This window comes from Pseudazoarcus sp. NS20 (genome assembly GCF_059703745.1).
In genome coordinates, this window is sequence record NZ_BAAKIY010000001.1 from 65,764 (window position 1) to 89,451 (window position 23,688).

At 65.0% G+C, this 23,688-nt stretch carries 22 protein-coding genes; 11 read left to right on the plus strand and 11 right to left on the minus strand.

Annotated elements, in window-relative coordinates; genetic code table 11:
• Nucleotides 1–11: 11 nt before the first annotated feature.
• Nucleotides 12–422 carry a CopD family protein gene (locus tag AC6H0W_RS00320; RefSeq protein WP_497575112.1) on the minus strand — a complete coding sequence of 137 codons (411 nt, stop codon included), beginning with the start codon at nucleotides 420–422 and terminating at the stop codon, nucleotides 12–14.
• Nucleotides 416–1,306, minus strand: a complete 891-nt coding sequence (locus AC6H0W_RS00325; RefSeq protein WP_497575113.1) for an SDR family oxidoreductase — start codon at nucleotides 1,304–1,306, stop codon at nucleotides 416–418. The genes AC6H0W_RS00320 and AC6H0W_RS00325 overlap by 7 nt, the downstream gene beginning before the upstream one ends.
• Nucleotides 1,307–1,327: 21 nt before the next feature.
• On the opposite strand from AC6H0W_RS00325, the gene AC6H0W_RS00330 reads away from it, so the two are divergent.
• The 4 genes from AC6H0W_RS00330 (at nucleotide 1,328) to AC6H0W_RS00345 (ending at nucleotide 7,756) form a co-directional block, all read left to right on the plus strand.
• Complete coding sequence (locus AC6H0W_RS00330; RefSeq protein ID WP_497575114.1) at nucleotides 1,328–2,341, plus strand: CDP-6-deoxy-delta-3,4-glucoseen reductase; 1,014 nt, start codon at nucleotides 1,328–1,330, stop codon at nucleotides 2,339–2,341.
• Between the two features lie 3 nt (nucleotides 2,342–2,344).
• Nucleotides 2,345–3,481, plus strand: coding sequence for an EAL and HDOD domain-containing protein (locus AC6H0W_RS00335; protein ID WP_497575115.1), 1,137 nt, complete (start codon nucleotides 2,345–2,347; stop codon nucleotides 3,479–3,481).
• Between the two features lie 82 nt (nucleotides 3,482–3,563).
• On the plus strand, nucleotides 3,564–5,546 hold the full coding sequence (locus tag AC6H0W_RS00340; RefSeq protein WP_497575116.1) for an ATP-binding protein: 1,983 nt from the start codon (nucleotides 3,564–3,566) through the stop codon (nucleotides 5,544–5,546).
• A gap of 35 nt (nucleotides 5,547–5,581) precedes the next feature.
• Nucleotides 5,582–7,756 carry an EAL domain-containing response regulator gene (locus tag AC6H0W_RS00345; RefSeq protein WP_497575117.1) on the plus strand — a complete coding sequence of 725 codons (2,175 nt, stop codon included), beginning with the start codon at nucleotides 5,582–5,584 and terminating at the stop codon, nucleotides 7,754–7,756.
• A 63-nt stretch (nucleotides 7,757–7,819) separates the two neighbouring features.
• Here AC6H0W_RS00345 and AC6H0W_RS00350 read toward each other — a convergent pair whose 3' ends face one another.
• From AC6H0W_RS00350 to queF, 3 genes are all read right to left on the minus strand, one after another.
• Nucleotides 7,820–8,125 (minus strand): c-type cytochrome, encoded by a 306-nt coding sequence (locus AC6H0W_RS00350; RefSeq protein ID WP_497575118.1) that lies wholly within the window; start codon nucleotides 8,123–8,125, stop codon nucleotides 7,820–7,822.
• Nucleotides 8,126–8,203: 78 nt separating this feature from the next.
• The gene (locus AC6H0W_RS00355) at nucleotides 8,204–10,258 is read right to left on the minus strand and encodes a thioredoxin domain-containing protein (protein ID WP_497575119.1); all 2,055 of its coding nucleotides are present in this window, start codon (nucleotides 10,256–10,258) and stop codon (nucleotides 8,204–8,206) included.
• A gap of 33 nt (nucleotides 10,259–10,291) precedes the next feature.
• Entirely contained in the window at nucleotides 10,292–11,134 is an 843-nt protein-coding gene (queF, locus tag AC6H0W_RS00360; protein ID WP_497575120.1) for an NADPH-dependent 7-cyano-7-deazaguanine reductase QueF, read from the minus strand.
• Between the two features lie 145 nt (nucleotides 11,135–11,279).
• Between queF and AC6H0W_RS00365 the strand changes: the two genes are divergently transcribed.
• The gene (locus AC6H0W_RS00365; protein WP_497575121.1) at nucleotides 11,280–13,301 is read left to right on the plus strand and encodes an EAL domain-containing protein; all 2,022 of its coding nucleotides are present in this window, start codon (nucleotides 11,280–11,282) and stop codon (nucleotides 13,299–13,301) included.
• Nucleotides 13,288–13,650 (plus strand): PilZ domain-containing protein, encoded by a 363-nt coding sequence (locus tag AC6H0W_RS00370; protein ID WP_497575122.1) that lies wholly within the window; start codon nucleotides 13,288–13,290, stop codon nucleotides 13,648–13,650. Before AC6H0W_RS00365 ends, AC6H0W_RS00370 begins: the two co-directional genes overlap by 14 nt.
• A 30-nt stretch (nucleotides 13,651–13,680) precedes the next feature.
• Here the strand turns inward: AC6H0W_RS00370 and AC6H0W_RS00375 are convergent, their stop codons facing one another.
• The 4 genes from AC6H0W_RS00375 to AC6H0W_RS00390 are packed head-to-tail and all read right to left on the minus strand — an operon-like array spanning nucleotide 13,681 to nucleotide 16,859.
• A complete protein-coding gene (locus tag AC6H0W_RS00375) occupies nucleotides 13,681–14,274 on the minus strand; it encodes a DUF3299 domain-containing protein (RefSeq protein WP_497575123.1) in 594 nt (197 codons plus the stop codon).
• A gap of 4 nt (nucleotides 14,275–14,278) precedes the next feature.
• Nucleotides 14,279–15,541 carry an ABC transporter permease gene (locus AC6H0W_RS00380; RefSeq protein ID WP_497575124.1) on the minus strand — a complete coding sequence of 421 codons (1,263 nt, stop codon included), beginning with the start codon at nucleotides 15,539–15,541 and terminating at the stop codon, nucleotides 14,279–14,281.
• Nucleotides 15,538–16,239, minus strand: coding sequence for an ABC transporter ATP-binding protein (locus AC6H0W_RS00385; RefSeq protein ID WP_497575125.1), 702 nt, complete (start codon nucleotides 16,237–16,239; stop codon nucleotides 15,538–15,540). Before AC6H0W_RS00385 ends, AC6H0W_RS00380 begins: the two co-directional genes overlap by 4 nt.
• Nucleotides 16,240–16,250: 11 nt before the next feature.
• Complete coding sequence (locus tag AC6H0W_RS00390) at nucleotides 16,251–16,859, minus strand: ZrgA family zinc uptake protein (protein WP_497575126.1); 609 nt, start codon at nucleotides 16,857–16,859, stop codon at nucleotides 16,251–16,253.
• A gap of 111 nt (nucleotides 16,860–16,970) precedes the next feature.
• Here AC6H0W_RS00390 and AC6H0W_RS00395 point away from each other — a divergent pair, with 111 nt between their 5' ends.
• Genes AC6H0W_RS00395 through AC6H0W_RS00410 form a run of 4 tightly spaced genes read left to right on the plus strand, consistent with a single transcriptional unit; the run spans nucleotide 16,971 to nucleotide 19,671 of the window.
• The gene (locus tag AC6H0W_RS00395) at nucleotides 16,971–17,126 is read left to right on the plus strand and encodes a hypothetical protein (protein WP_497575127.1); all 156 of its coding nucleotides are present in this window, start codon (nucleotides 16,971–16,973) and stop codon (nucleotides 17,124–17,126) included.
• Entirely contained in the window at nucleotides 17,123–17,893 is a 771-nt protein-coding gene (locus tag AC6H0W_RS00400) for a metal ABC transporter ATP-binding protein (RefSeq protein ID WP_497575128.1), read from the plus strand. The genes AC6H0W_RS00395 and AC6H0W_RS00400 overlap by 4 nt, the downstream gene beginning before the upstream one ends.
• Nucleotides 17,890–18,756 (plus strand): metal ABC transporter permease, encoded by an 867-nt coding sequence (locus AC6H0W_RS00405; RefSeq protein WP_497575129.1) that lies wholly within the window; start codon nucleotides 17,890–17,892, stop codon nucleotides 18,754–18,756. Before AC6H0W_RS00400 ends, AC6H0W_RS00405 begins: the two co-directional genes overlap by 4 nt.
• Before the next feature lie 6 nt (nucleotides 18,757–18,762).
• The gene (locus tag AC6H0W_RS00410) at nucleotides 18,763–19,671 is read left to right on the plus strand and encodes a metal ABC transporter solute-binding protein, Zn/Mn family (RefSeq protein WP_497575130.1); all 909 of its coding nucleotides are present in this window, start codon (nucleotides 18,763–18,765) and stop codon (nucleotides 19,669–19,671) included.
• Between the two features lie 149 nt (nucleotides 19,672–19,820).
• On the opposite strand, the gene AC6H0W_RS00415 is transcribed toward AC6H0W_RS00410, so the two are convergent.
• Nucleotides 19,821–20,627, minus strand: coding sequence for a sulfite exporter TauE/SafE family protein (locus tag AC6H0W_RS00415; RefSeq protein WP_497575131.1), 807 nt, complete (start codon nucleotides 20,625–20,627; stop codon nucleotides 19,821–19,823).
• Nucleotides 20,624–21,094, minus strand: a complete 471-nt coding sequence (locus tag AC6H0W_RS00420; protein WP_497575132.1) for an EVE domain-containing protein — start codon at nucleotides 21,092–21,094, stop codon at nucleotides 20,624–20,626. Before AC6H0W_RS00420 ends, AC6H0W_RS00415 begins: the two co-directional genes overlap by 4 nt.
• 319 nt (nucleotides 21,095–21,413) lie before the next feature.
• On the opposite strand from AC6H0W_RS00420, the gene AC6H0W_RS00425 reads away from it, so the two are divergent.
• Nucleotides 21,414–23,528, plus strand: coding sequence for an autotransporter family protein (locus AC6H0W_RS00425; protein ID WP_497575133.1), 2,115 nt, complete (start codon nucleotides 21,414–21,416; stop codon nucleotides 23,526–23,528).
• Nucleotides 23,529–23,688 lie beyond the last annotated feature (160 nt).

Below are 23,688 nucleotides of genomic sequence, written 5' to 3' on the forward strand. Positions count from 1 at the left end.
GGCCCTCCGGATCAGAACGGTTTGAGCACCGTCAGGAATACGATTGCGAACAGCACCAGCACCGGCACTTCGTTGAACCAGCGGTACCACACGTGGCTGCGCGTATTGCGCCCCGCAGCGAAGTCGCGCATGAGCTTGCCGCAGTAAAGGTGATAGGCCACCAGCACCAGCACCAGCGTCATCTTGGCGTGCAGCCAGCCACCGGAAAACCCGTAGCCCTGCCATAACCACAGCCCCAGGCCAAGCGCCAACACGCCCAGCGGGGTCATGAAGCGATACAGCTTGTACTCCATCAGCGCGAGGCGCTCGCGCGTAGCGGCGTCTTCGACCATGGCGTGGTTCACGAACAAACGCGGCAGGTAAAACAGGCCGGCAAACCATGAAACGACGAACACGATGTGCAGCGACTTGAAGATCAGCACGCATGGTTTCCTGTGTTGGCAAGGGCCGCGGCAAAGCCGTCGGCCACTGTCGGGTGAATCAAGCGCAGCCGCAATTCACGCTGCACGCGCGCGCCGTCGATGCGGCGCGACTCGGACATGAACGACAAGGCCATGGGCGACAGCCTCTCCGCCAACTCGGCGCGCGTCATGCGCGGCGGCGCCGGCAGATCGAACATCGACGCGGCCAGATCGAAGTACTCGCCCATCGTCATGTCGGAGCCATCCACCGCATTGTAAACGCGCCCGGCCTTGCCCCGGAACAAGGCTATGCATGCCATGCGGGCGAGGTCATCGGCGTGGACATGGTTGGTGAAGACGTCCTCTTCGGGCCGCAGCACCGGGTCACCACGCCGCAGGCGTTCCAGCGGCAGGCGATCGGCCGCATAGATGCCGGGCGCGCGCAGGATGCTCACCGCAACGCCGTTGCGTGCACCAAAGGCACGCAGCTGACGCTCGGCATCGACACGGCGAAGCGCACGCGCAGTGGTGGCGGCACAGGCTTGCGTTTCGTCGATGCGCGCGCCCTCGCAATCGCCGTAAACCCCTGTCGTACTTATGTATATCAGGCTCTGTGGTAGACTCCGGCCGCTCGTGAGCGCCGCCAGCAGCCGTTGTGTGCGCGCATCTCCAGCCCCCTGCGCAGGCGGCGGGGCACAGTGCAGAACGGCGTCGGCAATGCCGGCCAGGCGAGTCAGGCTGCTGCGATCGTCAAGATCAGCCAGCAGCGGCATCGCCCCCAGCCGACGCAAACGTTCGCAGCCATCGGCGCGACGCGTCACCGCAACGACGCGAAAGCGCTGCGCGAGCCACGGGATCGCACGACCGGCGACGTCGCCGGCGCCGACGATCAGGATTCTTTTCATCGCAGGATTATCCCACGTCCGATGCCCTTCACGATTTCACTCCAGCCCGGCGAACAGTCCTTCGCCATCGAACCGGATCAAACCATTCTCGAGGCAGCGCTGACTGCCGGCTTCGTTGTGCCCTACGGCTGCCGCGACGGCGCCTGCGGCGCCTGCAAGGCGCGCATCGACGAAGGTGATTTTGAACAAGGCCCCGTATCCGGCACGGCCCTGAATGCCGCCGAACGCGCCGGCGGCATGGCGCTGCTGTGCAAGGCACACGCATTGAGCGACCTCACTATCACCGTGCGCAGCCTGACGCGCGCAGGCGACCTGCCCATCAAGAAACTGCCGTGCCGGGTGCAGTCCATCGAACGCGCAGCCTCGGATGTCATCGTGCTCAAGGCCAAACTGCCCAGCTCAGACACCTTCCGCTTCCGCGCCGGCCAGTACATCGACTTCCTGCTCGACGGCGGGCGCCGCCGCAGCTTCTCGATCGCCAATGCGCCGACCAATGCCGACCACCTTGAACTGCACATCCGGCGCATCGACGGCGGCAGCTTCACCGGCCACGTTTTCGAGAACATGAAAGAGCGCGACATCCTGCGTTTCGAAGGCCCGCTGGGCAGCTTCGGGCTGAGCGCCGGCGACGCGCCGATAGTACTTATCGCCGGCGGCACCGGCTTTGCGCCGATCAAGAGCATGGTCGAAGACCTCATCGCCGCCGGCCGCTCACGCCCGATCACGCTTTACTGGGGCTCACGCACCCAAGACGGCCTGTACATGGATGAACTCGCGCGCAGCTGGGAGCAACAGCTCCCCGGCTTCCGCTACGTGCCGGTACTTTCGGAAGCTACGCCTGAAGATGGCTGGACAGGCCGCACCGGGCTCGTACATCATGCCGTCATGGCGGATTTGCCGGATCTTTCCGGGCACGAGGTCTATGCCTGCGGTTCCCCTGCCATGATCGATGCCGCGCGCGCCGACCTCGCAGACCGTTGCGGGCTGCCCGCCGAGGCATTCTTTGCCGACGCTTTCACCTTCGCCAGCGCCTGAGCCATGCCCCAACCGACCATCTTCACGCGAGAACCCGTCGTCAACCGCAAGCGCGCCATCACGGCCAATCGCCTGATCGCCCACGCGCCCGACGTCGCTTCGGTGGTCGAAGCACTCAACGCCCTGCAGGATGTGTGGCCCACCCAGTATCCGGTCTTCGTGTCGCTGGCACGCCTGGTACCCACGCCGGATCTGATGGACTGGCAGGCGCCTGCCAACGCCATGGTCGAAATCCCGGCTCAGGCAATCAACCACCCACGCACGCTTGAATTGCTCGGCACGCTGCAAGGCGCCGGCGTGCAAACCTGTCTCGCGTGGTACTCGCCGGATGTCGCCGCGCCGAGCGGCACCGACTGGCGCTTCGTCATTGCCGATGCACGCAAGCACGTCACGCCGGGCAATCCGCCGGGCGTGCCGCTGGCTTGGGGGCTGAGCGATCTGGCCGCGTTCCAGACCGCCGTGCAACAAGGCTACGAAGGCGCATCGGGCTGGTTCTTTCTGCGAGGCCACCCGGCCTCGAAGGCGCTTACACCGGCGCACGGGCAGATCGTGCAGTTGCTCAATCTGGTGCGTGCCAACGCCGACATCGGCAAGATCGAGCAGATCCTCAAGCAGGACGTGGCCATCTCGTACAAGTTGCTGCGCTACATCAACTCGGCCGGTTTCGGTCTGATGGTGGAAATCCAATCGTTCCGCCACGCCGTCAGCATCCTGGGCTACGACGCCCTCAACAAATGGCTTTCGCTGCTGCTCGTGACCGCCAGCCGCGACCCCTCCGCCCCTGCGCTGATGCAAACCGCCATCGTGCGCGGCCGCTTCATGGAAATCCTCGGCGCGTCGTGGCTCGACAGCAGCCATCACGACAACCTGTTCATCACCGGCGCGTTCTCGCTGCTGCCCTTGCTGACCGGGGCAAGCATGGCCGAGCTCATCGAAGCCATGTCGCTGCCCGAAGGCATCGTCGATGCCTTGCTGTACGACTCGGGCGAATACGCCCCGCTGCTGCGCCTGGCCCACCTCACCGAAGGCTTTGACGGCGCCGCACTCGGCAAGCAGGTCGAGGAGTTGCAGCTACGGCCGGAGCAAGTGAATGCAGCCCTGCTGTCGGCCTTGAGCTTCGCCGACGCCTTGACCGCCTGAGCCGGCCCAAGTCGTAAACTTTCCGGCAGTTCATGCTGCCCCTTGGGTACAATTCGCGGACATTCACCCCACCAGAACATCCATGGGTTCGAGCATGCGTCACCCGCAGGCGCTCCTGCACGATGCGGCCTCACTGGCGCAGCGCAACACGCTGCTCGGCCTGCTCGGCGCGAGCCCGCTCGACCTCGACGCGGTCACCGACAGCTTTCTGGACGACCCCGTGCTGCTGCACGCCTTGCTGCGGGCCTTACCGCTCGAGGGCGCGCGCATTGGCACCGGCCTGCGCACCGCAGTAGCCCAGCGCATCGGCCAGTTGGGCCCCGACATGCTCACCGCCTGGCTGCTTTCGCGGCCGGCACCGCTACGCACATCCCGCACCGACCTCGCCCTGCGGACGCAATCGCTGCATGCCGCCAAACTTGCGCGCGCCATCGCTCACGTCGCGGGCCAGCCCTTCATCGACGATGCCGCATTGGCCGCGCTGTGGTCGCGCCTGGCGCCGTTGCTGCAGGCCGTCCCCACCCAGCGCGGCGCACAGCCTGCGCCGACCCGTTCGCTGAATGCACAACTGGCGCAGGAATGCGGCTGCCCCGAACTGGTGGTGGACGCGCTGGTGCTGGCCGACAGCGCCGAAGAGCAGATCGTGCAGGCGCACACTCTGGTGGGTGTGGTGTGGAGTGCCAACCGGCTGGCGGCCAACGCCGCCAACTGGCTCGAAGCCTGCGCACGCGTCACCGGCCTCGACACCGACCAGCTCGCCAACATCCTCGCCAGCGTGGGTCAGACCGTGCAGCTTCCGACCGAAGCCGAAAGCGACGGCCCTGCCTCCAGCCTGCCCACACCGCTGGCCACCACGCCATCGCGTCTGGTCGAAGCAGCGCTGGCCGGTTTTGCGCTGAAGGCCTTTGCCGGGCTGGACGATGCCAGGCTGCGGGCACGCTATGAGGCGTGCACCCGCCTGCTATGCGACCAGCAGCCTCTGCTGGTGGTCGTCGCACACGGCGATCAAATCGAAGTGCTGCCGCTCACGGGTCAGTTGCATGTAGCCGCGCTGTATCACGAGACGCCGCACCCGTTGCACGACGAAGCCAGCGTGCTCGCGCTGTGCATTCGCAGCCAGATGCCCACCTCGTGCCATCACGACGACGGCCCCGGCCGCTCGGTGCGCGATTGGCAGTTGAGCCGCTGGCTCGGTCAGCGCGGGTTTGTGTGCCTGCCGTTCATGAGCGGCGGGGTAGCCGGGGCGGTCCTCGTCGCCCCCGAACGCTCTCCGCTGCCCACCACCGACATCACCCGCACGCTGGTGGCGCTCACCTCCAGCGCGGCCGCCGTTGCGCTGGAACAACACCAGCGCCGTGACATTGAAGAGGCCCTGCGCCACAGCATCGAGCTGCGCCACCGCGAACACACTCGCCGCATCGCCCACGAAGCGCGCAACCCCTTGTCGGTGATCCGCAGCTACCTGCATCTGATTCCGCAGCGCCATCGCGACGTCACCGGCCTGGCCGACGACCTGCGCATGGTGCAAGACGAAATCGACCGCCTTGGCGGCCTCATCGACGCCGTCGCTCAACCCCCGGTCGAAGTCGAAGAGCCTCGCTTCTGCGATGTCAGTGTCTTGTTGCACGACATGCGCGCGATGCTCGGCGAAACGCTGTTCGCCAGTCGTGGCATCCATTTCGAGCTACGCACCACACCCGAGCTGCCCCCGGTTGCCATGCCGGCCTCGGCGCTGCGGCAGGTGGTCCTCAACCTGCTGCACAATGCCGCCGACATTCTTCACCCGGGCGGTCGCTGCACGGTTGCACTGGCCGGCGAGCTCATTGCAGACGGTGTCCGCTGCCTCGAAATCCGTGTCATCGACAACGGCCCCGGCCTGCCGCCGGAGCGCCTTGGCGACCTCTTTTCACCGCGCCCGAGCGCCAAGGGGGGTCAGCATCAGGGCATCGGCCTGACGATCACCCGCGAGCTTCTGGAGCAATGGCGGGCACGCATCCTGTGCCGCAGCCAACCCAGCGTCGGTACAAGCTTTCAGCTGCTTGTGCCAGTCGAGGTTTCCGAATAGATTAGGGCGTCATTTCTAGACGCAACCCGGCGCATATGGTCATCCCTGGTGACGCTTTTTTCCAGAATCAACTCTCAGAGTCCCAGGCTGACACCGAGACCACTGCGCGCATTCTCATTGTCGACGACGACGCCTCGTTGCGCCGCGCCCTGCCGCAGGTGCTTGCCGCCCCCGGCCGCAACTTCGACCTGACCTGCAACATCGGCGAGGCCTTGAGCCGCCTGGCCGAGCGGCACTACGACCTGGTGGTGCTCGATTACCGCCTGCCCGACGGCACCGGTCTTGTGGTACTCGACTGGCTGTCCGAGCATCAACGCGAAGAATCGGTGGTGATGATCAGCGGCGAGGACGCCATCGACGCAGTCATCGGCGCACTGCGTCGCGGTGCCGATGACTTCGTGCGCAAGCCCTACCACATTGTGCAACTGCAACGCGCGGTACAGAACGCCTTGCACAAGACCGTGCTGGAGCGCGCCAACCGCGCCATGAGCGAACGCCTGCGGGCGTCCGAGCGGTTGCATCGCTTTCTTGTCGAACATTCGCCCGACCTGATCTTCACCCTCGATGCACAGGGCTGCTTCAGTTACGTCAATCCGCGCATCGAGGAGTTGCTGGGCTTCCAACGCAACTTCCTGCTCAAGCAACCATTTGCCTCACTGGTGGTGGGCGAAGACGCCGAACGCGTCACCGAAATGCTCGAAGCCCAGCATGCGCGGCCGGACACCGGCTTCACGCTGGAGTTGCGCCTGCGTCGGGCCGAAATCGACATGGGCGACAACCACATCAGCGTGGTGCTGCAGGGGATTCCCATGCTGGGCCGGGGCGACGGCAACGATTCGGGCTATGCCGGCCTGTACGGCATTGCGCGCGACATCTCCGACCAGAAGCGCGCCGAAGAAATCATCAGCTTCCAGGCCTATCACGACCAGCTCACGCGCCTGCCCAACCGCAGCCTGTTCCGCGACCGCCTCGAGCTTGCACTGACGCAGGCGCGCCGTCACAGCCGCCCGCTGGCCGTGCTGTTCATCGACATCGACCGCTTCAAGCTGGTGAACGACACCTATGGGCACAGCGAGGGCGATGCCCTGCTGCGCGGAATTGCGGCGCGGCTGTCCGGCACCTTGCGGCGCAGCGACACGCTGGCACGCGTTGGCGGTGACGAGTTCACCATTTTGCTGCCCGATATCCGCGGGGCCGAGTGCGCCGAGACCCTCGCACGCAAGATTCTCACGGCGCTCGACGCACCGCTCACGCTGAGCCACGGCGAATTCCGCGCCACCGTCAGCATCGGCATTGCCATTTACCCGTCGGACGGCGAGAGCTCGGAATCCCTGCTGCAACATGCCGACATCGCCATGTCGCAGGTCAAACGCTCCGGCAAGAACGGCTTCCGCTTCTTTGCGCCCGAGCTCAACACCCACCACCAGGGCAGGCTCGCCCTGGAGAACGACCTGCGCGTGGCGCTCGAACGTGAACAGTTCGAATTGCACTTCCAGCCACAGGTCAGCCTGTCGCGTCGGCGCGTGGTCGGGGTTGAAGCCCTGCTGCGCTGGAATCACCCCGACAATGGCCTGATCAGCCCGGCCACTTTCATCCCCATCGCCGAAGAAGTCGGCATGATCGGCGACATCAGTCTGTGGGTGCTGGAAAATGCCTGCCGGCAGTTGGCGCAATGGCGTGCGCGCGGTCACGACACCATCAAGATGTCGCTTAACCTTGCGCCGCAAGACTTCGACCGCGGCGACATCGTGACTGCGGTCATCGACTGCATTTCACGCCATGAACTGCCGCCCGGGCAGATGACGCTGGAAATCACCGAAAACATGATGATGCAGGACACGCCGGGGGTCACCGCCAAGGTGCGCCAGTTGCGCGAAGCCGGCGTGGGCATTGCCATCGACGACTTCGGCACCGGTTACTCGGCTCTGGCCTATCTGCAAAAGCTGCCGATCAGCACGCTGAAGATCGACCGCAGCTTCGTCAAAGATCTGGGCGGCCTGATGACCAACCCCATCATCTCGGCCATCATCGGCATCGCCCGTGGCTTCGACCTCGAACTCATCGCCGAAGGTGTCGAGCACCCGCAGCAAGCCGCCATGCTGCGTGCTCTGGGCTGCGACGTGATGCAGGGCTACTATTTCGCTCGCCCAGTGCGGGCCGGGGATGCCGAAGCCTTGTTCTCGATGCCTCCGCGCGCCGTGTCGAATTAAGCCCGGATCGCCAAAAACAAAAAAGCCGGCATTGCCGGCTTTTTTACGACTGCATCAAGGGAATTACTTCTTGCCCAGGATCCAGGTGGCGAGCTTCTTGGCCTCGTCATCGGTGACGTTGTTGGGCGGCATCGGAACCGGACCCCATACGCCCGAGCTACCGCCCTTGATCTTGCCAGCCAGCATTGCAACAGCGTCGCCATTACCTGCGTACTTGGCTGCAACATCCTTGTAGGCCGGACCGACCAGCTTCTTGTCTACTGCATGACAGGCCATGCAGTTCTTGGCCTTTGCCAGAGCTTCATCAGCAAAAGCAGGCGCAGTACAGAGAAGACCTGCTACTGCGACCGCGGACAGGATTGCCTTCATGTTTTCTCCTCTTCCCTTGTTGGAGTTGAATCAGCCTTTACGGGCTGCGCTGATACTAAACGACTCCCCTGGCTTTGCCTACCCGCGATTTCCCGCTTCTTCAAGTAGATATGTAAGGGAGTTGGCATCTGACACCGGGGCCATGCATTGGTTGCCAAGACACACCCAGGCCGCGGCTCCGGCGGCTGGCCGAGGCTTAGCCAACACCGGCGGAACGCTGCGTAGATCCTGCGGCACGGTAATGCTCAAAGCATCGAGGCGGGGCTTGGCCTGCACCGCGGCCTGCAGAGGGCGCAGCGCATCGGGCTCACCCGACAGCACTACCAGCGTGGGCGGGCGCAGCACCTCGGCCAAGGCCAGCGCCAGACTTGCGCAGCCGAGCGGATTGCGCGAGAGCACGGGCCAGGCGGCCCGTACCGTGCGCTCCGCGGCGTCCAGATAACGCAGCTCGCCAGTGAGGTGGCCCAGGCGACCCAGCGCACGCGCGGCCACGCCGTTGCCTGACGCCGTGGCGTTGTCGTGCATCGGCTTGGGCCGCAGAATCAGCGTCTCGTGGTCGTGGCGCGTGAAGAAGAAGCCACCGCCTTCACGGTCTTCGAAATCGTCGAGCAAGGCATCGGCCAGTTCTTCGGCAAAGGCCAGCACCTCGGCATCAAACTCGATCTGCAGTAATTCGATAGCCGCATCCATCAGAAAGGCGTGGTCATCCAGATAGGCGTTCAGACGCCCCGCCCCGCCGTCGCTGGTAGCCAGCAAGCGTCCGTCACGCCACATCTGTTCGCGCACGAAGAGGAAGGCACGGCGGGCCGAGGCAAACCAGTCGTCTCGCCCGAACACCCGGGCTGCATGCGCCATGCCGGCAATCATCATGCCGTTCCAGCCCGCCAGCCGTTTGTGGTCGCAGCCCGGCCGTACGCGTTTGTCACGCTCGGCCAGCAAGGCGGCGCGGCCCTGCGCGAGCAATCGCGCCGCCTCGTCTTCGGATACACGCGCCTTCTTCGCGGTGCGCTCCAGGGGCTCGGCCACGTACAGATGCCAGGCGCCCTCGAAGTTGGCGCGCTCGTCCAACCCGTAGTGGCGCTCGAAGGCCTTCCATGCCTCAGGCGGCACGATGCTCTGCGCCTGCTTTCGGTCCCACACGTAAAAGCGCCCTTCGTGCCCCTCGGAATCGGCATCGAGGGCAGCGTAGTACGCGCCTTCGGGCGACTGCATCTCGCGCATGACCCAGCCGGCCGTGCGTTCCACCGCCTCGCGGTGGCAGGCCTCGCCGGTCAGTTGCCACGCCATCGACAACAGACGCAGCAACGGGCCGTTGTCGTACAGCATTTTCTCGAAGTGCGGAATTCGCCACTTGTCGTCGGTGCTGTAGCGAAAGAAACCGCCGCCCAGGTGATCCAGCAAGCCACCTTCGGCGATCTGCCGCAGCGTGCTCAATGCCATCTCGGACGCACGCGCATCGCCCTGTGTGCCCGCCCGGTGCAGCAAGAACTCGAGGTCGCTGCTACGCGGAAACTTGGGTGCTTCGCCGAAGCCGCCATGACGTTTGTCGAAGGCCGAACGCAAGGCGCCGTGCAAGGCGTCGAGCGGGCCCGTGACCAGCTCCGAGTGATGCGCGCCGCCGCTCGGGGCGGCCACGCTCGCCAGCTCGTTGCGCAGCTTCACGCCACCGGCTTCGATCTCGCGCCGCTCGGTGGCAAAGGCCTGCGCCACATCACGCATCAAGTCCATGAAGCCGGGCAGGCGATAGCGCGGCGTCTTGGGAAAGTACGTGCCGCCGAAAAACGGCAGCCCGTCGGGCGTCAGGAACATGGTCAGCGGCCAGCCGCCGGGGCGCCCTTTGAGCAGGTGATGCGCGGTCTGGTAGATGTGATCCAGGTCGGGCCGCTCCTCGCGGTCGACCTTGATGTTCACGAACTCGCGGTTCATCACCGCCGCCACTTCGGCGTCCTCGAAGCATTCGTGCGCCATCACATGGCACCAGTGGCAGGCCGAATAACCGATCGACAGCAGAATCGGCCGATCATGGGCACGCGCGAAGGCCAGCGCCTGCTCGCTCCACGGCCACCAATCCACCGGGTTTTCGGCATGCTGCAGCAGGTAGGGTGAGGTTTCGGAGCTAAGGCGATTGGGCATGAGCGAGTTGCTACGGTGATTGGCTGAGGTGGCTTACTGACGCACTTCGAACACGTTGTCGGGCTCGGGTTCGCCGGGGGTCGCGCGGAAGGGGTTGATGTCGAGCCCGCCGCGGCGCGTATAGCGCGCCCACACGGCCAGGCGGCGTGGGCGGCACGCCGCCAGCACGTCACAAAACACGCGCTCGACGCATTGCTCGTGAAACTCGTTGTGCGTGCGGAACGACACGATGTAGCGCAGCAGCGCTTCGCGGTCGATGGGTGGGCCGGCGTAGCGCACGGCGATCATCGCCCAGTCGGGCTGGCCGGTGACCAGGCAGTTGGACTTGAGCAGGTGCGAATAAAGCAACTCTTCCACCTCCGGCGCATCGCTTGCGCGCAGCACGCCGGGCTCGGGTGCGTAGCGCTCGATGGCGATGTCGAGCTCGTCGAGCAGCACGCCCTGCGGCACGGCAAACACGCGCTGCGGCGCATCCGACAGTGATTCCAACCTCACCGCGACCGGAGAGCCGGCCGCCGCGGACAGGTCGCGCACCAGCGTCTCGCGCGCCGCGTCAAGCGATTCGAAAACCGTCTGATTGAACGAGTTGAGGTACAGCTTGAGCGACTTGGATTCGATCAGATGGGGCGAAGCCGCCGGCACCGTGAAGCGCCCCAGCGCCACCACTGGCTTGCCGCCCGGGTTGAGCCAGGACACCTCATAGGCGTTCCACACATCCTCCCCGATGAAGGGCAGTTGCGTGGCGTTTAGCGCGAGTTCGTCGCGCTTGATCTGGCGGGCAATCGGGAACAGCAGCTCGGGGGCATAGTGATCGCGGTAGGTCACCGAGCGCCCCAGCGGCGAGTCCTCGGCACCCGTAGAAGTAGTTGGATTCATGGGCAAATTGTACGTCAGGCGCAACACCCCGCGCGCCAAAGCACCGCTAACGATGCGCAATCGCGAGGCGGCCGACAAGATGGTGTAAGGTCTGCGACACGCCACTCCGGCAGTGGCCGGACCGTTGCGAGGATGAAGCACGCGCATGCCCGATACGCTGCCCCCGGACACAAGGCCCTCCCCCGCCGGGATTGCCCGCGCAACGGCGCAGCCCGCCGCGGCAGAACCACCTCTTTCACTCAAGACCTGGGCCTGGATCGGCGCGGCACTCATCGCCCTCGCCACCTTCATGGTCAGCGCCTTCATCGTGGTGAAGCTTGCCGGCGGCGCGCTCGAACGCCAACTCCAAACCCACGACCGTGACACCGCGCTGCTGCTGGCACGCCTCATGGCCGATACCGAAACCACCCGCGGCGCGCTGACGGCACTCGTCGAGCCTCTGGTCAGCAGCAGGGACTACGCGCAGATCCGCATCGAGCGGAGCAACGGCGAGATCCTCGTGCAACGCGAGAGCCCGTACGAACAACGCGTGCCACACTGGTTTTCCGCCCTGCGGCCGCTGGCCGCCGAGCCGGCCACCTTTGAATTGCACAGCGGAGCGGAGGTACTCACCATCACCGTTGCGGCGTCGCGCGAGGCAGCTCACGCCGCGCTATGGGATGCGCTGCGTGGCCTGTTGCTGTGGTGCGCTGCGGCCGCACTGCTGATCGGCGGCCTCGGCATGCTGCTGCTCAACCGTCTACTCATGCCGCTGACGGTCTTCACCGCGCAGGCAACCGGGCTTGCCGAACTGAGCTTTGGCCGCGCTCCGCCGCCCGCCCGGCCCGAGCTGCGCCCGCTGGGCGAGGCCATGAACACACTGGCCAAACGCCTCGAAGCGCGCCAATCCGAACAGCTCACACGCATCCACGCGCTGGATCATCTGAGCGCGCATGACGAGCTCACCGGGCTGGCCAATCGCAACCGCTTCCTCGCCGTGCTCGACACCACGCTGGAGCCGTCGGACGCCAACCCGGCCGTGCGCGGCTCCATCGCCGTGCTGCGCGTGGCCAACCTTGCCGCGCTCAACCGCGGCTTCGGGCGCGCCGCTGCCGACAAGCTGCTGGTCGACGTGGCCGCCCGGCTGCGTGGGCTGGCCGCCGCGCACGCGGGCCGCAGCGCCGCGCGCCTCAACGGCTGCGACTTCACCCTGATCACACCGGATATCGAACGCCCCTCGGCGCTGGCCTCCGAACTCTCGAACGCGCTCGCCCCGCTCGAAAGCATGCATGGCGAGGGCTTGATGAAGCGCCTGCCGATCGGCGTGGTGGGCTACGCGGGCGGCGAGCCGCGCGAACGCCTGCTGGCCCGCCTCGACAGTGCGTTGGCCGCAGCCGAACACGCACGTCATGGAGCGGCCCACATCGGCGAAGCCGAAACCATCCTGCCCGCACGCACCGATCTGGCCGGTTGGCGTACCGCCATCGAAAATGCGCTGGATCACGGCCATGTGCGCATCGATGCCTTCCCGGTGCTCGATGCGGCCGGTGCGCTGCTGCATTTCGAAGCGCCTTCGCGCCTGCTCATCGACGACAGGTGGTATCCGGCGGAAGGCTTTCTGGCCTGGGCCGAGCGTCTGGGCCTCACTGCGCGCCTTGATCTGGCGTCGCTCGGGCTGGCACTGCAGCGCATCGAAACCGACGGCCGCCCAGTCGGCATCAACGTAGCGGCCAGTTCGCTGCGCGACGCGGGCTTCTTCGATGCATTCCGCGCCCAGCTCGAAGCCCACCGTCAGGCCGCGGCATCGCTGTGGATCGAGTTGCCTGAGCAGGGCGTGGTGAATGATCTGCCCGCGTTCCGCCTGCTGTGTGTGCTGGCACGCCCCTTCGGCTGCCGGCTCGGCATCGAGCATGCCGGGCGCGAATTCGGCCAGCTTGGCGGCCTGCACGATATCGGCCTGAACTATGTCAAAGTGGACGCTGGCCTGATCCGCGACATCGCCAGCAACAAGGACAAACACGGTTTTCTCGTCCGCGTGTGCGAACTTGCGCGGGCCATCGGGCTGCAGGTGATTGCCGAAGGCGTCGATCATCCCGACGACTTGGCAGTGCTGCGACAGCTTGAGTTCGACGGCATGACTGGATCGGTTATCCGGCTCGGGGAGGGCGCAGCACATGAACATGACTAGCCAACGCAGACATTTCTCGCGCATCGCCTTTGAGGGCGCCGCCAGCTTCACTTGCATGGGCCAAGATCTGCCCTGCGAGCTCAACGACCTATCTCTGAAAGGCGCTTTACTGCGGCTGGCCCAACCGCTTGAATGCCACCTGCAGCCGTGCGAACTACAGCTTGATCTGGGCGCCGACGCCAAGGTGGTGATGCGCGGTCACGTGGCACATTGCGACGGTGGGCGCATCGGCATTTTCTGCGAGCACATCGACCTCGACAGCATCACCCACCTGCGCCGCCTGCTCGAACTCAATCTGGGCGACGCCCACCTGCTCGACCGCGAACTGGCAGCCATGATTGCAGGCTGAGCGAGCTCATTCGCCCGCGTGGTCACCCAGTCACTCGTACTCCACGATGTCCATGCCGGTCATGCTGTAGCCCGACGTACCCAGCTCGGAGCTTGTGCGGTCGGCCTGCAGGACGCCGCTGACCCACACCGGCACCATGTTCCAGTCGGCCGGAATCGGCTTGGTCGGCGTAACCAGAATCAGCTGGTTGGCCGGCGGCGGCGGCACATGGATGCACGCACCGAAGTACGGCACCAACAGGAATTCGCGGATGGTCTTGGCATCGCCTTCGAGCGGCACGACGAAGCCCGGAATGCGCACCTTCTTGCCGTTGTAGGTATCCACCAGCGGCGCGTTGTCCCACGCCTCGCGCACTTTCGCCATCAGTTCCATGGCGCGCGGATCGGCGTCGGTCAGGCTGTCGAGCTCGACATCGTCGAAGAGGCCTTCGAACATCTCCTCGGGCATCCAGTCCTTGGGGATCAGGTCGTCCCACTCGATCTCGCGAAAGCCGTTCACCACTTTGCCGGTGGCTCCGCCCACGCGGTCGCCCACGGCGTAATCACCCTGTTGGGCACCTTGCTGGGCAAATGCCGGAGCAAACAGAAATGTCAGGGAAAGCAGTGCGGGCAGAAATCGCTTCATGTATTCAGATCCGTATCGTCATTCCATCGGCCAGCGAGTAGCGGTACGCACGCACGCCCGGCACCAGACTGGCGACCAGTGTGGCGGCCAGCACCCCTCCAAGCAAGCCCCACTCGAGCGGTGACAACCAGCGGGCAGACAGCAGCAAACCATGCTGCGCCTCCATCCACGGCCCAACCCCCAGCGCGACCCCTTGCACCAGCAGCACGCCAAGCACGCAGCCGGCCACGCCGATCACGAGACTCTCGAGCGCCAGCAGCGCGAACACGTGACGCGGCCCGGCGCCCATCGAGCGCAATATCGCCAACTCGCGCCGGCGCTCGCCCAGGCTTGCGGTGACCACTGCCACCAACCCGGCCAACCCAACCAGCACCACCAGCGCCGACACCGCCAGCAAGGCTTGCTCGGCAATCGCGATGATGCTCCACAGCTGCTGCAACGTGGCACCCGGCAACGCAGCGGTCAGCGCCTCATCCGGGAAGGTGTTGATGTAACGCTGCACGCGGAACACCGCCACGCGCGATTTAAGGCCGACCAGCGCAGCGGTGACTTCTTTGGGCTCAAGGTCAAAGCGCCGCACCTGCTCGGCCGGAATGTTCAGCCCCGGCATGCGGGCGCCGCCCGCCCAGTCGAGGTGAATGGCCTCGATGCCGGCAAGGCTCACCAGCACCGAGCGGTCCACCGGCGTGCCGGTACGTGCCAGCACGCCAACCACCTTGAAGGGCTTGTCGTCGTGCTGGGCAAAGCTCACGTCGCCGGTGCCGTGCGCCACGACGATGGATTCGCCCACCTTGTAACCGAGGCGCGAAGCCACCTCGGCGCCGATCACCGCATCGAATACTTCATCGAAAGGCTTGCCACCCTCGAAGCGCAGCTGGCGCGATTCGCCGTAGCGATAGCGCTCGAAAAACTCGGGCGTGGTGCCCACCACGCGAAAGCCGCGGTGCGAATCGCCCAGCGACAGCGGCACCAGCCAGTCCACCTGCGGGTGCTCGGCAATCGTCTGCATGCTCTTCCACGAGACGTTGTTGGTGGCGTCGCCGATGTGAAACACTGAATACAGCAGCAACTGCACGGCGCCGCTGCGTGCGCCCACCACCAGATCGGTGCCCGAAATGGTCTGCGCGAAACCGTCACGTGCGTCCGAGCGCAAACGCTCGACGCCCAGCAACATGGCTACCGAGAGCGCCACGGCAATGATGGTGAGCACCACGGTGAGGCCGCGGTTGGAGATGCTGCGACGGGTCAGATACCACAGCGGCGTCATGCGGCGGCCTCCGAGGCGGCGCAATTCACCGCAGGCAAATCGATCTGACGCGAAAAGTGCTGCGCCAGACGCGGGTCATGGCTGACGAACAGCAGGCTCGCACCCGAGGCCTCGCACTCGGCCAACAGCAGATCAACGAAGGCCTGCTGGCGATTGGCGTCCAGCGCCGAAGTGGGCTCGTCGGCCACGATCAGGCCGGGCCGGCCAATCAGCGCACGGGCCGCGGCCACCCGCTGCTGCTGCCCTACCGACAACTGCGACGCGGGCCGTGACAGCAACGCCGGATCGAGATCGAGCCGTCTCACCAGCCGGCGTGCCTCATCGGCAGGCGAACCCTGCACACGCGCCGCACGCTCGGGCGAGAAACGGCACGGCAGCAGGATGTTGTCGAGCGCCGTCAGATACGGCACCAGGTTGAAAAGCTGAAACACGAAACCGATGTGGGCGGCGCGAAAACGGTCGCGCGCCGAAGCGCGCAAGGCGCCGAGGTCTTGCCCCAGCACCTTGACGCGCCCGGCCCGCGGCGACACCACACCGCCGATCAGCGACAGCAGTGTGCTCTTGCCGCTGCCGCTGGGGCCGTGCAGGAACACACGCTCGCCAGCGGCCACCGATAGCTCGGGAATGTCGATGCACGGCGCAGCAGCGCCGGGCCATGCAAAAACGATTCCGTTCAGGGCAACCGCGCGATCCGTCACCGCAGCCTCGCTCAAAGCGGCAGACGAGCCTTGGGCGCTTCGATGCGCACGGCCTGCTGGCCGCGCGGGCTGGCCGTCTCGGCGCGCAACACGCGAATGGCCGGGTAGGCCTCGATCACGTCGACTTGAATCGCGTCCAGCGCATCGGCCTTCTTGCACTCGAATTCCCACGCCACGTAGGCATCGGAATGCTCGTGATCGTGGTGAGCGTGCTTGTGATCGTCGTGCTTGTGGCCATGATCGTGTGCATTCTTGTCGCCATGACTGTGGGTGTGCTTGTCGTGCTTGTGGTCGTGATGCGCATGCTCATCCACGCCCGGCATCTCCAGTTCGACGTCCTTGAGCGAGCAACCAGCTGAGGCCGGCAAGCTCACCAAGCCGGTGCCTGCACGCAGGCGCTTTTCCAGATCGGCCATGGCCTTGCGCTCGGCATCGGTACGCGCTTCGTGCTCGAAGCCCACCAGGTTGGCCAGCGGCGATTCGAACTCCACCAGCAGCGTCGAACCTTCCACCGCAACACGCAGATCGGCAACGCCATGTTCATGGGCGTGCTGGGCGAATGCGCCGGAGGCCAGACCAAGGCTCAGCGCGGCGACGAGGGGGCGAAACGGGATATGCACATCGGACTCCTGAAGACCAAGAAAAGGTGGCGGGCGACAAAGCGCTTGTCGGCCATTCGACCGTCAAAATGCTACAATGTTGCATCTTCATTCACAAGCAACATGCCGACGATGTCTCGCGAGGACTCGCACCACCACACCCACCCCGCCCGCGCCACCGCGGGCGCTCGCATTTCGGCGCTGTCATCCGGCGTGGCCTTGCGGCTGGTTGTCGCATGCGCGGCAGGCTGCGCGCTGTGGCTCACCGTACTGTGGGCCATCGCATGAACGCACCGGCGCCCGAATTCGCACTCAGCTGCGACAACCTCACCCTGGGCTACGACCGCCACCCTGCGGTGCATCACCTCGATTGCCGTTTTGGCCGTGGCACCATGGTGGCCGTGGTGGGCCCCAATGGCGCGGGCAAATCCACCCTACTCAAGGCCATCGCCGGCGAGCTGGCCCCCATCGAAGGCCACTACCGCCTGGGCGTGCCACGCGAGCGCATCGCCTACCTGCCGCAAAGCAGCGAGCTTGACCTGAGCTTTCCGGTGTCGGTGTTCGACATGGTGGCCATGGGCCTGTGGCGCGAGATCGGCCCCTTCGGTGGCCTGAGCCGCGCGCACGAGCAGGCGGTACGCCAGACGCTGGCGCGCGTCGGCCTGTCGGGGCAAGAGCAGCGCCCCATCGGCACGCTGTCGGGCGGCCAACTGCAGCGCGCGCGCTTTGCCCGCCTGATGCTGCAAGACGCCGACCTGCTGCTGCTCGACGAGCCCTTCAACGCCATCGACAGCCGCACCACTGAAGACCTCGCGGCGATCATGCAGCAATGGCATGCCGAAGGCCGCAGCATCGTGGCGGTGCTGCACGACCTCGAACTGGTGCGCCGCGTGTTTCCGCATTGCCTGCTGCTCGCGCGCGAGCAGCTTGGCTACGGCAGCACGGCCGAGGTGCTCACGCCGGTGCTGCTGGCGCGTGCCCGCGCGCTGGCCGAATCCTTCGACGAAGACGCCCCAGTGTGCCACCGCCACCCCGACGAGGAACCGGCGCAATGATCGACGCGGTGATCGGCCCCTTCGTAGATTTCGAATTCATGCGCCGCGCGCTGGCCGGCTGCCTGGCGCTTGCGCTGGGCGCCACGCCAGTTGGCGTGTTCCTGCTGCTGCGCCGCATGAGCCTGATGGGCGACGCCATGAGCCACGCCATCCTGCCCGGCGCGGCACTGGGCTATCTGGCGTTCGGGCTGTCGCTGGGAGCGATGACCATCGGCGGCATCGTCGCCGGCCTGGTGGTGGTGTTCGCCGCCGGCCTGGTGGCGCGCTCGTCCATCCTCAAGGAAGACGCGAGCCTTGCGGCCTTCTATCTGATGTCACTGGCGGCTGGCGTGCTCATCGTGTCGCTGCGCGGGCGCAACCTTGATTTGCTGCACGTGCTGTTCGGCTCGGTGCTGTCGCTCGACAACGGCTCGCTGCTGCTGATTGCCGCCATCACCAGCGCCACGCTGCTGCTGCTTGCGCTGCTGTATCGCCCGCTGGTGCTGGAATGCTTTGACCCGAGCTTTCTGCGCAGCATCGGGCGCTGGAGCCCGGTGGCGCACTACGGCTTTCTCACGCTGGTGGTGCTGAACCTGGTCAGCGGCTTTCATGCGCTGGGCACGCTGATGGCGGTGGGCATCATGATTCTGCCGGCCGCCGCGGCGCGCCTGTGGGTCAAGCGCCTGCCCGCCATGCTCGCCACCGCCGTGGGGCTGGCCTTTGCCAGCGGCGTGGTGGGGCTGCTTGCCTCCTTCCACCTCGACGTGCCCGCCGGCCCGGCCATCGTGCTCACAGCCGGCCTCGCGCACATAGCGTCGATCCTGCTCGCACCCGGCGGCGCCTTCGGGCCGCGCCTGTATCGCCGCCATCACCTTGAAGCCTGAATACCCGTGAAACGCGTTCTGACCTGCACCTTCGCCCTCGTACTGATCAGCTTCGGCAGCCTGCTGCATGCGGCAACGCCGCTCAAGGTGGTGACCAGCTTCAGCATCCTCGCCGACATCGCCGAACACATCGGAGGCGAGCGCACGCAGGTGAGCGCACTGGTGGGGGTGGATGCGGACGCCCATGCGTGGTCGCCGCGCCCGTCGGATGCGCGTCAGGTGCTCGACGCCGACGTGGTGATTGCCAACGGCTTGGGTTTCGACGCCTGGGTCGAGCGCCTCGCCGCCTCCACCGGGCAACGCAAACTGGTGATTGCGGCCGAAGGCATCGACACGCTTGAGCACGACGACGCTCACAACCACGCCCACCACGGTCACGACCACGGCCCGCTCGACCCACATGCGTGGCAGAACCCGGCCAACGCCCGCACCTACGCGCGCAACATTGCCCAGGCGTTGATCACCTCCGACCCGGCCGGCGAGGCTCATTACCGCGAGCGCCTTGCGCGCTACGATGCCGAGCTGGCCGCGCTGGATGCCGAGATTCGCCAACGCTTTGCACAACTCCCCGACGACCGCCGCAAGGTCGTCACCTCGCACGATGCCTTCGCCTATTTCGGTGACGCCTACGATCTGCAGTTTCTAGCCGCTGCCGGCGTGGGCAACCGCAGCGAAATTTCGGCCGCCGCCATGGCGCGCCTGATCCGCCAGATCCGCCGCGAGAAAGTGTCCGTGGTGTTCATCGAAAACGTGAATGACCCGCGCCTGATCGAGCGCATCGCCAACGAAGGCGGCGCCAAGGTCGGCGGCACGCTGTATTCGGATGCCCTCTCTGGCGCGGACGGCCCGGCTTCCACCTACGTGAAGATGATGCGCCACAATGCCGAGACCATCTTCGCCGGCATCCAGCCCTGACTTCGGCCCCGCACATCACGGCCGCACCGTCGCATTTCGCCTTCGGCTCAACCGCGACCTACGCGAACCACCTTGCGCACCCGGGCCGTCGTAGATCGCGTTAAGCGCGGCGAATTGCGACGCTCACCCCATCACAACCGCGGCCCGCATCAGAAGAACACGGTGTGCACCATCTTCGCCGACAGCATAAAAAAGAACACCGCAAACACCTTCTTCAGCCGCTGCACCGGAATGCGGTGCGCCATGCGCGCACCGAACGGCGCAGTAATGACACCGGCCACCGCGATGATGATGAAGGCCGGCAGGTAGATGAAGCCCACGCTGCTCTCCGGCAGCCCCGGCGTACCAAGCCCATTCACCAGATAACCAATGGCCCCCGCCACCGCGATGGGCCAACCAATCGCCGATGACGTACCGATGGCATGCTGCAGCTTCACGTTGCACGCCACCATGAACGGAATCGACATCGCCGCGCCGCCGATGGCTGCCAGGGCTGAAATACCACCGATGCCGAAGCCTACCGCCGACACCCCCACCGGGCCGGGTAACTGCCGCGTGGGCTTGGGCTTCACGTCCAGCAGCATCTGCAACGACATCAAGGCCATGAAAGCCGCGAAGAACAAGGCCAGCGGTTTTGACGGCACCGCCGCCGCGAAGAAGGTGGTGGCAAACGCGCCGATCATGATCGCCGGCGTAATCACGCGAAAGATGTCCCAGCGCACCGAGCCCAAGCGGTGGTGCGCGCGCAGGCTGGAGATCGACGTCACCATCATCACCGCCATGGCCGTGCCCAACGCCAGATGCACCACGTTCTCCACCGGCACGCCGCGCGCCACGAAAATCGACGTGAGAATGGGCACCATCATGCCGCCACCGCCGATCCCCAGCAGTCCGGCCAGAAAACCCGCTACCGCGCCCAGCGCCAGATACGCCATCCACCACACGTCAAAACTCATGCCTTCAACCCCATCATGTGCTGCGTGATGTAGCGCCATTCCGCCGGCTCCACCGGCGTGATCGACAGCCGATTGCCACGCGCCAGCACGCGCATTTCTTCCAACTCCGGCGCTTCGCGCAAGGCCTTCAGGCTGATCAATGGTGTCTTCTGCACCAGTTCCACATCCACATGCACCCAACGCGGCTCATCCGGCCGCGACTTGGCATCGTAATACGGGCTCTTCGCATCGAACTGCGTCGCATCCGGATACGGCCCACTCGCCACCCGCACGATGCCCGCAATGCCCGGCTCCGGGCAGCTCGAATGATAGAAAAACGCCAGATCGCCAATCTGCATGGCATCGCGCATGAAGTTGCGTGCCTGATAATTGCGCACGCCCGTCCATGGCACACGCTGACCGGGGAGGCCCGCGAGCGTGTCGATGGAGCATTCGTCAGGTTCGGACTTCATTAGCCAGTAGCGCATTGGTACTCCTGAAACAAGGTGCGCGTCACCACGGACGCCTGCTCATTCACAGCGTAAATCGCCGCGATAGCGATCAACGCCGAACCCAGTCCGCTACTTCACGACGTCATATTTCGATTGCAGCGGAGCGGGGCCGAAGAGTAGCCTTGCGACCGACACGAGATGTAACCACACATTACAAGATACAAGAACCAGGGAGTTTGACGTGGGCCCAAGAAGTAAAACGGTATTGGAACCTTCATTTTGGGTCGTCTCGGTCTCAGGGTTCCCGGAGGAGCAGCGGACGCTCCGACGCTCCCTGCGCGCCCTGAGCCTCGCATTGTGTACAACGGCCATTTGCGCACCTGTCGGGCTTACCCTGGCCGCCGAAACGATTGATGGCCAAACGGTGAACGTTTCTGCGGGCATGCAGCGGGATGCGGATGGACAACTCCTCGTTGGCAATCTTGCCAACGGACAACTCAACATTTCCAGCGGCGGTGAATACACCAATACTGACGCCTACATCGGCGTAAACGATGGGATCCAAGGCGTGGTATTCGTAAGTGGCCCGAACGCCAAATGGACAACGAATGGGTGGTTGACAGTAGGCTTCGACGGACAGGCCGCTGTTTTCATCGAAGACGGTGCGACTGCCTTCGCGCGGGATGGAGTTGACCTTGCTGCGGCCGGAAACGCCTTCGCCCAATTAACGCTCAGCGGCACCCAAGATGCTCGCGGCATGCTCTCGACCCGCTACATGCTGAAAGGTGCTGGCGTGGGCCTGCTTGAGTGGGACGGAGGCATCATCCAGGCCACCAGCAATGAGGCCGAATTTTTCCTCAACTTCGATTTTGGTGACATAGAGATCCAGAGCAACGGAGCTTTCTTCGACACCAACGGCTACAACGTCGGCATGCAAACCCCCGACATCCTCATCGGCGGCGGCGGCCTGACCAAACTGGGTGCAGGCACCCTCTCGATTGCCGGCAGCAACTCGTGGAACGGCAACACGACCGTGACCGCGGGCGCTCTGGAGCTCGGCAGCTACTCCCAGAGCGGCAGCCAGACCCTCACCATCGGCGTAGCCGGCGCGGCAGACTACGGGAGGCTGAATGTCAGCGGCACGGCTAACTTCAACAACGACAGTCTTGCCGTCGATGTCATCGGCAGCCCCACGCTGGCCAACAACCAGACGCTGACCGGGGTCGTCACCGCTGGTACGTTGAATGCGACGGGTTTCACCGTCACGGACAACTCCGCACTGTTCGACTTCGACGCCTTCATCAACGGCAACAGCGTCGATCTCAATGTCATCCGCTCCAGCACCACGTCCATCTACGGCTCCGCTCTCAGCAGCCGACTGTTCCCGGCCTTGGGCGCAGCCCGCGTCCTCGATACGCAAGTTCAAGGATCGCCTACTGGCGACATGGCAGATGTGGTCACCGCGCTGGGCCAACTACCCGACGAGCGCGCCGTCGCCCGCGCCGCGGCGCAGACGCTGCCATTGAACAGTGGAGCACGGGCGACACTTGGAGCGCTCAACACGATCAACTCAGTCTTCGCCGATCGCTTTGCCCCTCGATCCACGGGCATGTCTTCCGGGGATCCGGCTGCGCACAAAAATGCCTGGATCAAGCCCTTCGGCTCGAGAGCCGATCAAAACGACACCGATGACAATGCCGCCGGTTACACCGCCGACACTTGGGGCTTGGCCGCGGGTATCGAAGGGGATATCGGAGAAGCCCAACTCGGCATCGCTTACGCCTATGCCAACACCCGAGTCGACGGCAATACCCACCTGAGCGGCGCAGGCACCCGCTCCAAAATCGATAGCCATGTCATCGCCCTCTACGGCAATCGACCGCTCAATGACATGCTTCTGGGCTTTCAGGTCGACGCTGGCTGGAATGACAACCGCACTAGCCGCAGCCTCGACTTCGGCGGCCTCAATCGAACCGCCAAAGCTGACTACGATAGCTGGAGCCTGCATGTCGGAAGCAGCCTGTCCAAGGCTCTCCCGCTGAACCAAGCCACCACTTTCATCCCGGCATTCCGTGCTGACTACACCTGGCTCAGAAGCGCGAGCCATACCGAACGCGGTGCAGGGGCTCTGAGCCTGGATGTCAAAGCCAATACAATTGAGGCCTTCACCCTGGGAGTGGATGGCCGCATCGTGCATGCGCTCACTCCGAATTCGAGGCTCGAGGCCGCCTTGGGTCTGAGCTATGACTTCATCAATGACAAAGAACGTCTCGTGGCTACGTTTGCGGGTGCGCCGGGACAAAGCTTCGTAGCGGCGGGGATCGATAGCGGCCCGTGGCTGATCAAGGCGGGCGTGGGCTACACCTACACGCTCGAAAGCGGCACGGATATCTCGCTTCGGTATGAAGCCAACGGCCGCGACGACTACTTGCATCAGTCAGCCTCGATCAAGGCGAGCTGGCGTTTCTAAGGCGTCCTTCCACGGGCTCTCTTGCTCATAGTCGCGGCAACAAATGCGGCAGCCTCGCAGAAAATGCGGGGCTGCCGCGTCACTTGCCGCTGATCAGCCCGTCATGGGGATGCTGCCCCGCTTCCGGCGAACCACCGCCCTATCTGTTTGGCGCGCCTTT

Coding starts and splice junctions, on each gene's coding strand:
- AC6H0W_RS00325 (WP_497575113.1), bottom strand. CDS start 1,306: ATGAAAAGAATCCTGATCGTCGGCGCCGGCGACGTCGCCGGTCGTGCG.
- AC6H0W_RS00330 (WP_497575114.1), top strand. CDS start 1,328: ATGCCCTTCACGATTTCACTCCAGCCCGGCGAACAGTCCTTCGCCATC.
- AC6H0W_RS00335 (WP_497575115.1), top strand. CDS start 2,345: ATGCCCCAACCGACCATCTTCACGCGAGAACCCGTCGTCAACCGCAAG.
- AC6H0W_RS00340 (WP_497575116.1), top strand. CDS start 3,564: ATGGGTTCGAGCATGCGTCACCCGCAGGCGCTCCTGCACGATGCGGCC.
- AC6H0W_RS00345 (WP_497575117.1), top strand. CDS start 5,582: ATGGTCATCCCTGGTGACGCTTTTTTCCAGAATCAACTCTCAGAGTCC.
- AC6H0W_RS00350 (WP_497575118.1), bottom strand. CDS start 8,125: ATGAAGGCAATCCTGTCCGCGGTCGCAGTAGCAGGTCTTCTCTGTACT.
- AC6H0W_RS00355 (WP_497575119.1), bottom strand. CDS start 10,258: ATGCCCAATCGCCTTAGCTCCGAAACCTCACCCTACCTGCTGCAGCAT.
- queF (WP_497575120.1), bottom strand. CDS start 11,134: ATGAATCCAACTACTTCTACGGGTGCCGAGGACTCGCCGCTGGGGCGC.
- AC6H0W_RS00365 (WP_497575121.1), top strand. CDS start 11,280: ATGCCCGATACGCTGCCCCCGGACACAAGGCCCTCCCCCGCCGGGATT.
- AC6H0W_RS00370 (WP_497575122.1), top strand. CDS start 13,288: ATGAACATGACTAGCCAACGCAGACATTTCTCGCGCATCGCCTTTGAG.
- AC6H0W_RS00375 (WP_497575123.1), bottom strand. CDS start 14,274: ATGAAGCGATTTCTGCCCGCACTGCTTTCCCTGACATTTCTGTTTGCT.
- AC6H0W_RS00380 (WP_497575124.1), bottom strand. CDS start 15,541: ATGACGCCGCTGTGGTATCTGACCCGTCGCAGCATCTCCAACCGCGGC.
- AC6H0W_RS00395 (WP_497575127.1), top strand. CDS start 16,971: ATGTCTCGCGAGGACTCGCACCACCACACCCACCCCGCCCGCGCCACC.
- AC6H0W_RS00400 (WP_497575128.1), top strand. CDS start 17,123: ATGAACGCACCGGCGCCCGAATTCGCACTCAGCTGCGACAACCTCACC.
- AC6H0W_RS00405 (WP_497575129.1), top strand. CDS start 17,890: ATGATCGACGCGGTGATCGGCCCCTTCGTAGATTTCGAATTCATGCGC.
- AC6H0W_RS00415 (WP_497575131.1), bottom strand. CDS start 20,627: ATGAGTTTTGACGTGTGGTGGATGGCGTATCTGGCGCTGGGCGCGGTA.
- AC6H0W_RS00420 (WP_497575132.1), bottom strand. CDS start 21,094: ATGCGCTACTGGCTAATGAAGTCCGAACCTGACGAATGCTCCATCGAC.